This is a genomic window from uncultured Gelidibacter sp. (assembly GCF_947500795.1).
Taxonomy (GTDB): domain Bacteria; phylum Bacteroidota; class Bacteroidia; order Flavobacteriales; family Flavobacteriaceae; genus Gelidibacter.
In genome coordinates, this window is the sequence record NZ_CANMTE010000008.1 from 47,349 (window position 1) to 59,544 (window position 12,196).

Here is a 12,196-nt window from a genome sequence, read left to right on the forward strand (position 1 = left end):
TATTTTGTAATTTAGCTAATCCCACACAAAGTCAATACCCACTTAAAAATGATTAGCTATGAAAAGAGCCGATTTATACATACGTGTTTCCACCGATGAACAAGCGGACAAGGGATATTCACAGCGTGACCAAGAGGAACGCCTGAAAAGATACTGTGCAACCAATAAGATTGCTGTTGGGCAGGTTATTTATGAAGACCATTCCGCCAAGACCTTTAACCGTCCCGAATGGACAAGATTATTGAACAGCCTTAAAAAGAGAAGTTCAAAAACTGACCTTATCCTGTTTACCAAATGGGACAGGTTCAGCCGTAATGCTGGCGATGCTTATCAAATGATTAGCACACTCAACAAACTTGGTATAGAGCCACAGGCGGTAGAACAGCCGTTAGACCTCTCCATTCCCGAAAACAAGATGATGCTTGCCATATATCTTTCTGCTCCCGAAGTAGAGAATGACCGCAGAGCATTGAATACGTTCTACGGTATGCGTAGGGCAAGGAAAGAGGGGCGTTTGATGGGTAGAGCACCTTTTGGATATATCAATAGAAGCAAAGAGGACGGACGAAAATACATTGCTCCGAAAGAACCTGAAGCAACAGCTATGCTGTGGGCTTTCAACGAAATAGCCAAAGGCGTGTTTGCCTGTGACCAAGTACGGCAAAAAATGAATAAGTTGCACAAGACAACTATAAGCCGAAGTGCATTTCACGTTGCCGTACGCAATCCGCTGTACTACGGTAAGATATTCATTGCCAAATTCAAGGACGAAGAAGCACATTTGGTGCAGGGTCAGCACGAACCACTTATATCCAAAGACCTCTTTGATAGGGTACAACTGATATTGGACGGAAACAAAAGGGTAGAACGTCCCAATACCAAAATACTTTCAGACGAGAACTTGCCCCTACGTGGTTTCTTGGTATGTCCCGAATGCGGTCGCAACCTAACGGGAAGTGCTTCCAAAGGAAGAACAAGCCGTTATTACTACTATCATTGTGTTTCCTCTTGTGGCTTTCGTCAAAAAGCCGAATTAGCCAACGATATTTTTGAAAAGAGTATGCGACAGTTTGCGTTGAACGGTACTTCTCAAATAGTAAAAAGACTTCTGTTGGACAACTACAAGAAATTCGCAAAAAATCCGTTTGACGAAAAGAAACAGATTGCACAGGAAATAGATAAACTGAATGCAAGGTTATCAGTAGCACGCAACAAACTGCTGTCTGAAATTATTGATGACGAGGAATATCTCGAAATCAAAGATGAGTGTAGGAAACGGATTGAGAGTTTGGAAGAACAGTTGAGCAAGGACGGTTCTGATACCAAGAAAATCAACGTAGAAAAGTCTTTGGACAGGGCTTTGAAATACATAGAAAGCATTCCTAAAATGTACAGCGAGGGCGAAATCAGAACAAGACGGGATATAATTGGTTCGATATTCCCCGAAAAATTGGAGTTTGACGGAAAAACTTATCGAACCGCTCGAATGAATGTAATCGCAAACTATATCTTTCAGATAACCAACGGATTACTCCAAAAAAAGAACAGGACAAACGAAAGTAAATTTCATTTGTCCTGTTTAGTAGCGGGAACTGGACTCGAACCAGTGACCTTCGGGTTATGAGCCCGACGAGCTACCTACTGCTCTATCCCGCGATGTGTAATCAAAAAATGACGCGCTTAGCTTTTAACTTTCGGTTCATAATGCCGACTGTATCATTTTAGGACTGCAAATATAAGAGCTTTTTTTTGATTTCAAAAGTTATTTTAAATAAAAAACTCCTAACTATTTACGTTAGGAGCTCAACTCATATGTGTACTAAGGCTAATCTTCTGTATCTAAGGTCGCAAGCACTCCGCCGGAACTTGCATTTTCATAATCAAAGGCTACCATGTTTGGAAACTTTTCTCCTAATTGAGCTAAATCGCCTTTAAAGTTGTTATTCCCGATAAGTAAGGTTTTAAGGTTTGTGATCTTTACTAATTCAGATGGCATCTCACCGTAAAACGCATTGTTAGAGAGCACTAACTCTTCCAAATTCACCAAATCGCCAATAGATGAAGGAATGACACCCAATAATTGGTTATCAAAAACACTTAGTACTTTTAAATTTTTAAGTTTAGAAAAATCAGAAGGCAATTTCCCAACCAATGCATTACTACTCAAAAGCAGCTCCTGTAAATTGCTAAGTTTTTCAATTGACGTTGGAATTGCACCGCCTAAATTGTTGCTATATAATTCCAATACCTTTAAGTTTTCAAGATTACCAATCGCACTAGGAATGGTGCCCGTAAGGTTATTCATGTACAAGCGTAAGGTCTCTAAAGAATTCAAAGTTGTTAATTCCACCGGAATAGCACCTTCCAACTTATTAAAGCTAATATCGATCGTCTTTATGCTGCCTAATTGTCCAAGGGAAGGAGGTATTGTTCCTGAAATTGAATTTCTAAATAAATTCAGTTCTTCCAGATACACCAAGTCTCCCAATTCACTTGGCAGTGTACCGTCAAGTTTATTATTATCTAAATTGATGGCCAACACTTTATTGTCCACAATGGTCACGCCATACCACGTATCAACTGGAGCTTCAAGATTCCATGTGGTTTGCCACGCGTTGCCATGGGTTGCATTATAAAGCGCAAGGAGGGCATTTTTTTCTTGAGTTGATATTTGACCAAAAGATACGATGGTCATCAATAAGGAAAACAAGGTTAGTGTAATGGTCTTCATGAAAAATGAGTTGGTTGCAATATTATAGAAACGAATATATTATAATATCGATGAAAAACCAATTTTTTTCGATGAAATGCACAATCATGAATTCAGTAAAATCACTTTATACTGATTTTCAATACTATACAGATTTAAATCAATCCCTCCAATTAAGAAGATTTATATCTGAAAAACCGTAAATAAGCACGCGAAATCCTATTTTTTAGGAGCTGGCGGATAAGCAGATAACACCTTTGCAACAAGGGTCTGAAATTGCGTTTCCTTAGCCTCTGGAGTCGCATTCGGATTATAATTACTATCGGTTACCGCTTGCCAAAACAAACCTGACTTTGAATCATCTACAAATTCGATCACAATCTCCCTGTTTATTTTTGCTTGGCCAACAGGAATCCCAATAGAAATTCCACCACCAACATTTCTTCCGCTGCCACCAACGCCCACCCCAACATTATTGCGTTGGGCTTCCTGGTACTGACTGCTTTTTATATTAATCAGAAAATCTGGCGTGTCAGACAATCGCATTCCTTGAGCCTGCAAACCCGAATCTAAAGCATCCAAGAGTCGTTTGGAATCCAATTCGCTCATGCCCATATCCATCGCTTCGTAATAATTATAGGTTTTATAGGCATTGAAATCTGTGCCTTTTTCATAATCATAATTTACCCGCACAGGCGCACAGGAAAAAACGAATAGAAAAACTCCCAATAGCAAAAGTCCTTTTTTCATGATGTTTTATTTTAAAGATACTAAATTTTGAAGCGTACGCAACGCTAAGAAAAACAGAATTCGAGACACACTATTGGGAATTGATCATCCACTAGTTATTATTTACTTGGTGGCATTGTAGGTCTCACCTCAATTTTACTCGGCAAGGTGCGCTCGTTCATTTTTACAAGATCTACGACTAATTCGCCCATATCTTCAATTTGAATTTTCCAAGCATCCTTAGTATTTGGCTCATTCCCGTTAAAATGTGTAGATACAGAACCTGGCATTATAGTGCTCACTTTAATATTATGTTCTCTCAAATCTAACATGACCGATTGCGTAAAGCCGGTCACTCCAAATTTACTCGCGTTATATGCGGAACCACCTGCGAAGAAATTAGTTCCTGCCAAACTTGAAATGCTGATAAAATACCCTTTGGATTTTTTCAGAGCCTCCACACTCGATTTGATGGTATAGAATACCCCAGAAAGGTTCGTATCTATAGTTTCCTGCCATTGCTCTGGCGTCAAGTCTTCAATAGACGCGAAGTGACCCAATCCTGCATTGGCAACTACAATATCCAATTGTCCAAATTCTGCAAGCACTTGTTTCACCACATTTTGTTGACTCTCATATTTTCTAACATCAGCCTTAAGGCCTAATGCCTTCGCTGAAGTTTTAGAAGCTTTCTCCAGACTTTCTGCCGCTTCTTTGGCTCTGGCTTCATCTCTACTGGTGATGGCAACATTAACTCCTTCATTCATTAAACTCAAGGCAACGCCATACCCAATTCCTTTGGTTCCGCCTGTAATTAAGGCAACCTTATCTTTTAAATATTTCATTCTATTTTGGTTTTAACCAAAGTTACGAAACGTAAAAATGAAGACTATGCTAGAATTCCTAAAATTGTATTAAACTTTGAGGAACGAGGCAGATTAATTCTCCTCAGATTTAGATTTGTCAACAGAATTGGTCAAGGCCGAAGAAATGATACCTGTCGGAATTGCAACAATACCCAAACCAATCATCAAAATAAAGAAGGTAAATACCTTCCCACCAACGGTAATAGGATACACATCGCCATAACCAACTGTAGTTAGGGTGATTATCGCCCACCACAAACTATCAAAAATAGAAGCGAAATGTTCTGGTTGCGCCTTATGTTCAAAATAATAAATGCCAACGGCAGCAAAATAGATAAGGATTAAGGTGATAAAAATGAACAGGAAAATCTGTTCTTTAGCACCTTTGATGGCTCTGGAAAATTGATTCATCGCACGATTATAGCGTACCAATTTCAAAATCCTGAAAAGGCGTAAAAAGCGCAGAGCCCTTAAGGAGCGAAGATCCACGCCTACAACTAAATAAAACGGCAGGATGGCGAGAAAATCGACGATTCCAAAAAAGCTGAAAATAAATCTCAGCTTATGTTCCGCTATATATATTCTGATAATATATTCAATGGTAAAAATAAGGACACAAAAAACCTCAATATAATGGAGGATAGCTCGTGTTTGTGGTTCAAGATCGGGCAGCGTTTCCATAGAGAACGTAATGACAGAAACCATAATTAACACTTGTATGACAAGCGAAAATATACGGCCTACCCTGTTCTCTCTACTATCAATAACATCTCTAAACTTTTCTTTCATTGTCTGGTTTTTCTATACTATAAAACTGCTCAATGACAGATAAATATTCGATTTTTAATTGTGTTTCAAAATGGAAATGCTCCCTATTCAATGTTTAAACATTCAACATCTTCCATAGCTTATCCTTTAATTCTGTGATGCCTCTTTGGGCAACAGACGAAATAAACATGTACTCTATTGGTAAGGTTTTATCAAGTTCTGCTTTCAATTCTGCTTCAAGTTCAGCATCGAGCATATCACTTTTAGAAATGACCACAAAACGTTCTTTGTCTAACATCTCAGGATTATAGCGTCGCAATTCATCCAATAAAATCTCGTATTGTTTTAGGATATCTGGAGCATCAGCAGGCACTAAAAATAATAGAATGGAATTTCGCTCAATATGTCTTAAAAAGTAATGACCAAGCCCTCTTCCTTCTGCAGCACCTTCAATAATTCCAGGAATATCCGCCATCACAAAAGACTGAAAATCACGATACTCTACAATACCTAAATTTGGTTTTAGGGTTGTAAATTCATAATCTGCAATTTTGGGTTTTGCTGAAGTAATCACAGACAGTAACGTCGATTTCCCAGCATTTGGAAAACCTACAAGACCTACATCTGCCAATAATTTAAGCTCTAAAAGAATATCGCGTTCGCTTAACGGAATTCCAGGTTGAGAATAGCGTGGCGTTTGGTTTGTTGACGTTTTAAAATGCCAGTTTCCAAGTCCACCTTTTCCACCTTCAACAATGATTCGTTCTTCACCATGTTCAGTGATTTCGAAAATAACCTCATTGGTTTCAAAATCTTTCACCACAGTTCCCAACGGCACATCTACATATACATCTTCGCCATCAGCACCAGAACTTCTGGAAGCACTTCCGTGCTCGCCATGCCCTGCTCTAACGTGTTTTTTGAATTTTAAATGGAATAATGTCCATTGGTTTTCATTACCTCTAATAATGACATGGCCACCACGGCCACCATCACCACCATCAGGTCCTCCTTTGGTAATAAATTTCTCGCGGTGCAAGTGCATAGAACCTTTACCTCCGTTTCCGGATTGCACGTTCATTTTTACGTAATCAACAAAATTTCCTTCAGTCATGTTCACTTCCCACTATTGTGGCATTTTTTTAATGACATTAAATCTTCAACATTGAAGTTTTAATTCATTATTTATTAAAATTTATAATCCCAAATATTTAAGGGTGACCAACTCAGGAATGTACTATAATGTATCAATTACTTTAGTCAAGCGTTCTGTGATTTCTGAGATATCACCTACGCCATCCACCCCGCAATATTTATCTTGAGCCATGTAATAATCCTTTAAAATGGCTGTTTTCTTGTAGTATTCAGTAATACGGTTTCTGATAATTTGCTCATCAGCATCATCTGCTCTACCACTGGTTTTTCCACGGCCCAACAAGCGCTCCACCAAAACCTCATCATCAACTTCAAGCGCAATCATCGCATCAATTTGCGAATCTTTAGCGTCCATTAATTCATCCAAAGCTTTTGCCTGCGCATTGGTTCTTGGAAATCCATCAAAAATGAATCCATTAGCACCCGCATTTTTTTCTACTTCCGCATTAAGCATATCAATAGTTACCTGATCTGGAACCAATTGACCTTTATCCATAAAGGATTTGGCAAGCATTCCTAAAGCAGTTTTATTCTTAATATTATATCTAAACACATCACCAGTGGAAATATGTACGAGATTATAGGTCTCCTTCAAAAAATTAGCCTGGGTTCCTTTCCCAGCACCTGGAGGTCCAAAGAGGACAATATTAGTCATGTGTTGTGTGGTTTTTAATTGATATACTGCTGGCAAATCCCTTCCCAATCCGTCGTAGTCTAATCCGTAACCAACAATGAATTTAGTGGGAACATCAATACCAATATAATGTAGTTTAAAATCTTTTTTATAGGCTTCAGGCTTATGGAAGAGTGTGGCAATTTTTAATTCCTTGACTTTCTCATTTTGGAAAATACGGTGGATTTCCTCCAACGTATTTCCAGAATCGATAATATCTTCAAGAATCACAACAGTTCTACCAGTCAAATCCTGCGTCAACCCGATCAATCGCTCAATATCTTCTGTAGATTTTACACCTTCATAGGACGCTAACTTAATAAAAGTAACTTCACACGGTTTTGGGTATTTTTTTACAAAATCGCTCACAAACATGAATGATCCGTTTAAAACACCTACAAATACCGGAATTTCCTCTTTTAAATCGGCTGCTACTTCCCCGACCATTCTTTCTATTGCAGCATCAATTTCCTTTTCAGAAATAAAGGGCTTAAAATATAAATCGTGAAGTTTGATCAATGGTTTAGTTTTTAAAAGATGTAAAGATACGCTTTTTGATTTAAAATTTACGCCCGAAAAATTGTGATATGATTTACAGTTTTCAGAGTTTAAACGTACTTTTGCGTTATTAATGAGCTAAATTTAACTGATTTTTCTCTGTAAGAACCTTAAACATGAATTATTTTTCTTCTCAATTTAAACTTGGTATTCTTGGTGGAGGCCAATTAGGCAAGATGTTGCTTACAGAAACTCGAAAGTTTGATATTTACACCTGTGTTCTTGACCCAAGTGACGAAGCGCCTTCTAAAATTGCCTGTAATGAATTTACAAAAGGTGATTTAATGGACTATGATACCGTCTTTAATTTTGGTAAAAATGTAGATGTACTGACTATAGAAATTGAGAATGTTAATGTGAACGCTCTGGAGGCTTTGGAAAAGAAGGGCATCAAGGTTTTTCCTTCTTCTCAAACCTTAAGAACTATTCAGAATAAGGCCACACAGAAATTATTTTATGTGGACCATAATATACCGACGGCTGATTTTGTACGATTTGCATACGTATCAGAAATTGAAGATGCTATTGATAATGGCGGTCTCCAATTACCGTTTGTATGGAAAGCCGCGCAATTTGGTTATGATGGTAACGGCGTGAAAGTTGTACGAAGCAAAGCAGATTTAAAAGATTTGCAAGATGGTGAGTGTATTGCTGAAACCATGGTTCCATTTAAAAATGAACTTGCGGTTATTGTAAGTCGTAATTCAAACGGAGACGTAAAAACATATCCGGTTGTAGAAATGGAATTTCACCCAGAAGCCAACCAAGTAGAATATGTAATTTGTCCTGCAAGAATCAATTTTAACGTGGCAAAAAAGGCTCAGGAAACAGCGCTAAAAGTTTCTGAAGCTTTTAATCACGTAGGTTTATTGGCGGTTGAAATGTTTCAAACTCAAGATGATGAAATTCTTGTCAATGAAGTAGCGCCGAGACCTCACAATTCCGGTCATCACACTATTGAATCCGGATACACATCTCAATTTGAACAGCATTTAAGGGCTATTTTAAATTTACCATTAGGTAAAACAGATTATAAAGTGGCGGGCGTCATGGTAAATCTTGTGGGAGCCGAAGGTTATTCTGGAGATGTCATTTATGAGCATATTGAAGACATAATGGCTATGGAAGGTGTAACGCCTCATATCTACGGAAAAAAGCAAACACGACCTTTCCGAAAAATGGGACATGTCACCATTGTTAATGAAGATTTGAACAGCGCGCGTAAAATTGCAGAAGACGTTAAGAACCTCATCAAGGTAATTAGCCAATAAAAACGAATCAATTATATTATAAAATCCGAGGTTTCGGAATTTTACAACAACATAAATATGAGCAAAATAGGAATCATTATGGGAAGCAAAAGCGATTTGCCAGTTATGCAAGACGCTATTGATATTTTAAAACAATTCAACATAGACGTTGAAGTGGATATTGTTTCAGCTCACAGAACTCCTGAAAAATTATTCGATTATGGAAAGAACGCACACACACGCGGATTTTCAGTAATCATTGCAGGTGCTGGAGGTGCCGCGCATTTACCAGGAATGATAGCATCATTATCGCCATTGCCAGTAATTGGGGTTCCTGTTAAAAGCAGTAATTCTATTGATGGTTGGGACTCTATCCTATCCATTCTTCAAATGCCAGGCGGTGTTCCGGTAGCTACCGTAGCATTAAACGGCGCTAAAAACGCAGGGATCTTAGCCGCACAAATCATTGGAAGTTCTGATGCTCAAGTTCAGGAAAGAATTATTGCTTATAAAGAAGATTTAAAAGCTAAAGTAATAGAAACAGCTAAGGAGTTGAAATAGAAAACCCCGACAAAGTCGAGGTTCTCTTGCTATTAATCAACTAATAGAGGTTTTTATTTAAAAAAACTTCTTTAAAACTGTGCGACAAATGTACAGCATATTTTATTCTGAAATCGAAAAAAATATGATAAATAACAGATTGTCAACATTTTATTGTCGCATTCAAATTACAAGAAGTCTACACCACAGAATCAATTTGCTATGAATATCTTAAATACGCCATTTAATACCACCTATAACACAGCACCATTTTCGCAAATAAAGGACGCCGACTTTTTACCTGCGTTTAAAATTGCCATTGAAGATGCACGTGCAGAAATTGACACTATCATTGCTCAGGAAGCTGATCCTACGTTTGAAAACACTATTGAAGCACTAGAGTTTTCTGGCCAACAATTGGACCGTATTTCTAGTATATTTTTCAATTTGAATTCGGCAGAAACGAATGATACCATTCAGAAAATTGCTCAGGAAGTTTCTCCGTTATTATCGGAATTTGGCAATGACATTACGCTAAATGAAGACTTATTTAGAAGGGTAAAAGCGGTATACGACAGTAAAGACAGTTTAGATTTAACTGTGGAGCAACAAACACTTTTAGACAAACAATACAAGAGTTTTTCTCGCAATGGCGCCAATCTTCCAAAAGATAAAAAACAAAAGTTACGCGCTATTGATAAAGAATTGAGCCAGCTTAAATTGAAATTTGGCGAAAATGTATTGGCGGAAACAAACAACTTTGAAATGCTCATCACCAATGAAGATGAACTTTCAGGATTGCCAGAAGGCGTTATGGAAGCGGCAAAGCAATTGGCAGAAAGCAAGAACAAAGAAGGTTGGATGTTTACTTTGGATTACCCAAGCTACATTCCATTTATGACCTATGCAGACAATAGAGCGCTGAGAGAAAAATTAGCGATTGCTGCAGGCAAAAAAGCCTTTAAAGGTGATGCTTTAGACAATCAAAATAACGTGTTACAAATTGCAAAATTACGATTTGAACGCGCTCAATTATTAGGCTACAAAACTCATGCACACTTTGTTTTAGAAGAGCGTATGGCAAAAGCACCTCAAAAGGTTGAAGAGTTTTTAGAAGAATTAGCCGTAAAAGCGAAACCTGCTGCTTTAAGAGAATTTGAGGAACTTCAAGAGTTTGCTAAAGAATTGGACGGGATAAACGACTTACAAAAATGGGATTCTGCGTATTATGCAGAAAAATTAAAACAAAAACGTTTTGATTTAGATGATGAGAAACTTAAACCATATTTCAAATTAGAAAACGTTATTGACGGCGCATTTAAAGTCGCTCAGAAATTATTCGGACTTGAATTCGAGGAAATCGACACCATCGATAAATATCACGAAGAAGTCCTTACCTATAAAGTAACAAATGCGGAAGGCGAATTAGTCTCCATTTTTTATGCAGACTTTTTCCCAAGATCAGGAAAACGAAATGGGGCGTGGATGACCGTTTACAAACCTCAATTTGTAAAAGAAAACAAAAATGAACGTCCGCACATTTCAATCGTGTGCAATTTCACAAAACCAACAAAAACAAAACCATCACTCTTAACATTTAATGAAGTAACAACGTTATTTCACGAATTTGGCCATGCGCTTCATGGCATGTTAGCCAATACGACCTACCCTAGTTTATCAGGCACAAGTGTTTATTGGGATTTTGTAGAATTGCCAAGTCAAATATTTGAAAACTGGTGTTACGAGAAAGAAGCCTTAGAGTTATTCGCCACCCATTATCAAACGGGAGAACTCATCTCAATGGATTTAGTACAAAAAATAAAAGATTCCTCAGCGTTTCATGAAGGAATGCAAACCTTACGTCAACTAAGTTTCGGACTATTGGACATGAGCTGGCATGGAGCAGACCCAACAGGAATTACGGATGTAAAAGCACAGGAATTGAAAGCATTTGAAGGCACTCAGTTATTTCCTGATGTAAAAGAAAATTGTATGAGCACCTCATTTTCTCACATCTTCCAAGGCGGGTACTCTTCAGGATACTATAGCTACAAATGGGCTGAAGTATTGGATGCAGACGCTTTTGAATTCTTTAAGGAAAAAGGAATTTTTGATAAAGAAGTCGCCACTAAATTCAAGGACAATGTATTATCGCAAGGTGGCATTGAAGACCCAATGATTCTTTACAAACGCTTTAGAGGTAAAGAGCCGCAACCAGAAGCATTACTAAAACGTGCCGGTCTTATTGAGAAATAAGGGATTTTGTGTAGCGTAGGTATCGATAGTAGTGTGAGATAAACTTATCATTTATAGCGTTAAATGCGCTGATGAAATAGCTCCATAATTAGGAATTAATTACCTACTTTTGATACAAACAGCGACAAACACAGATGTCAGAACATCAAATCGACCCAAATAAGTGGATTGAACATTACTCGGATTATCTCTTTAATTATACCATTTCCAGGGTTAATGACCGAGATATCGCCAAAGACCTTATTCAAGACACTTTTTTTGCAGGCTTAAAGTCAATGAAAAATTTCAAAGGCGAAGCTAGCGAACGCACTTGGCTTATATCTATTTTAAAGCGGAAAATCATCGATTATTATCGGAAAATAAATTCCAATAAAGGTCAAGCTGAAGTCAGAATGACCTACAATAATACTGAAGAACATGAAGGCGATTGGCTTGAAGAACGTATAGAAGATGAAGGCTATTTAAACGCATTGGAGACTCTTGAAAACACTGAACTTGGTGATGCCATTTATGATTGTTTGGATAAATTACCTGAAAAGCAGGCGACGGTATTTAAACTGAAAACCATTTTAAATTATGAAACGGAAACCATCTGTAATGAATTAAATATCACTCCGTCTAACTTATGGGTCATTATTCATCGCGCTAGGATTGCTATGGCAGAATGCATGGAAAAAAACTGGTTATAATT

General features: G+C 37.7%; 11 protein-coding genes and 1 tRNA gene. 5 read left to right on the forward strand and 7 right to left on the reverse strand.

The features are described 5' to 3' along the window. Window positions 1-58: 58 nt before the first annotated feature. Entirely contained in the window at window positions 59-1,624 is a 1,566-nt protein-coding gene (locus Q0947_RS14440) for a recombinase family protein (protein WP_229991308.1), read from the forward strand. On the opposite strand, the gene Q0947_RS14445 is transcribed toward Q0947_RS14440, so the two are convergent. The 7 genes from Q0947_RS14445 to Q0947_RS14475 form a co-directional block, all read right to left on the reverse strand. Further along, window positions 1,584-1,656 (reverse strand) — tRNA-Met (locus Q0947_RS14445). The two genes, Q0947_RS14440 and Q0947_RS14445, sit on opposite strands and share 41 nt — an antisense overlap. A gap of 169 nt (window positions 1,657-1,825) precedes the next feature. Then, a complete protein-coding gene (locus Q0947_RS14450) occupies window positions 1,826-2,731 on the reverse strand; it encodes a Two component regulator three Y domain protein (protein ID WP_299399292.1) in 906 nt (301 codons plus the stop codon). 198 nt (window positions 2,732-2,929) lie between these two features. Then, on the reverse strand, window positions 2,930-3,460 hold the full coding sequence (locus Q0947_RS14455) for a DUF4136 domain-containing protein (RefSeq protein WP_299399295.1): 531 nt from the start codon (window positions 3,458-3,460) through the stop codon (window positions 2,930-2,932). A 98-nt stretch (window positions 3,461-3,558) separates the two neighbouring features. Continuing rightward, on the reverse strand, window positions 3,559-4,284 hold the full coding sequence (locus Q0947_RS14460) for an SDR family oxidoreductase (RefSeq protein ID WP_299399299.1): 726 nt from the start codon (window positions 4,282-4,284) through the stop codon (window positions 3,559-3,561). Between the two features lie 93 nt (window positions 4,285-4,377). After that, window positions 4,378-5,094: an ion transporter gene (locus tag Q0947_RS14465; RefSeq protein ID WP_299399302.1), complete on the reverse strand. Its 717-nt coding sequence runs from the start codon at window positions 5,092-5,094 to the stop codon at window positions 4,378-4,380. Between the two features lie 94 nt (window positions 5,095-5,188). Next, a complete protein-coding gene (obgE, locus tag Q0947_RS14470) occupies window positions 5,189-6,187 on the reverse strand; it encodes a GTPase ObgE (RefSeq protein WP_299399306.1) in 999 nt (332 codons plus the stop codon). Between the two features lie 123 nt (window positions 6,188-6,310). Then, window positions 6,311-7,420, reverse strand: a complete 1,110-nt coding sequence (locus Q0947_RS14475; protein ID WP_299399310.1) for an adenylate kinase — start codon at window positions 7,418-7,420, stop codon at window positions 6,311-6,313. A gap of 155 nt (window positions 7,421-7,575) precedes the next feature. On the opposite strand from Q0947_RS14475, the gene Q0947_RS14480 reads away from it, so the two are divergent. The 4 genes from Q0947_RS14480 to Q0947_RS14495 all read left to right on the forward strand — a co-directional run bounded on the left by Q0947_RS14480 (window position 7,576) and on the right by Q0947_RS14495 (window position 12,194). Beyond that, window positions 7,576-8,730 (forward strand): 5-(carboxyamino)imidazole ribonucleotide synthase, encoded by a 1,155-nt coding sequence (locus tag Q0947_RS14480; RefSeq protein ID WP_299399313.1) that lies wholly within the window; start codon window positions 7,576-7,578, stop codon window positions 8,728-8,730. A gap of 57 nt (window positions 8,731-8,787) precedes the next feature. Next, window positions 8,788-9,270 carry a 5-(carboxyamino)imidazole ribonucleotide mutase gene (gene purE / locus Q0947_RS14485; protein WP_299399317.1) on the forward strand — a complete coding sequence of 161 codons (483 nt, stop codon included), beginning with the start codon at window positions 8,788-8,790 and terminating at the stop codon, window positions 9,268-9,270. A 201-nt stretch (window positions 9,271-9,471) separates the two neighbouring features. Then, window positions 9,472-11,505: a M3 family metallopeptidase gene (locus tag Q0947_RS14490; protein WP_299399322.1), complete on the forward strand. Its 2,034-nt coding sequence runs from the start codon at window positions 9,472-9,474 to the stop codon at window positions 11,503-11,505. Between the two features lie 134 nt (window positions 11,506-11,639). After that, entirely contained in the window at window positions 11,640-12,194 is a 555-nt protein-coding gene (locus tag Q0947_RS14495; RefSeq protein ID WP_299399327.1) for a sigma-70 family RNA polymerase sigma factor, read from the forward strand. Window positions 12,195-12,196: the final 2 nt, after the last annotated feature.

Coding starts and splice junctions, on each gene's coding strand:
- Q0947_RS14480 (WP_299399313.1), top strand. CDS start 7,576: ATGAATTATTTTTCTTCTCAATTTAAACTTGGTATTCTTGGTGGAGGC.
- purE (WP_299399317.1), top strand. CDS start 8,788: ATGAGCAAAATAGGAATCATTATGGGAAGCAAAAGCGATTTGCCAGTT.
- Q0947_RS14465 (WP_299399302.1), bottom strand. CDS start 5,094: ATGAAAGAAAAGTTTAGAGATGTTATTGATAGTAGAGAGAACAGGGTA.
- Q0947_RS14490 (WP_299399322.1), top strand. CDS start 9,472: ATGAATATCTTAAATACGCCATTTAATACCACCTATAACACAGCACCA.
- Q0947_RS14495 (WP_299399327.1), top strand. CDS start 11,640: ATGTCAGAACATCAAATCGACCCAAATAAGTGGATTGAACATTACTCG.
- Q0947_RS14450 (WP_299399292.1), bottom strand. CDS start 2,731: ATGAAGACCATTACACTAACCTTGTTTTCCTTATTGATGACCATCGTA.
- Q0947_RS14455 (WP_299399295.1), bottom strand. CDS start 3,460: ATGAAAAAAGGACTTTTGCTATTGGGAGTTTTTCTATTCGTTTTTTCC.
- Q0947_RS14460 (WP_299399299.1), bottom strand. CDS start 4,284: ATGAAATATTTAAAAGATAAGGTTGCCTTAATTACAGGCGGAACCAAA.
- obgE (WP_299399306.1), bottom strand. CDS start 6,187: ATGACTGAAGGAAATTTTGTTGATTACGTAAAAATGAACGTGCAATCC.
- Q0947_RS14440 (WP_229991308.1), top strand. CDS start 59: ATGAAAAGAGCCGATTTATACATACGTGTTTCCACCGATGAACAAGCG.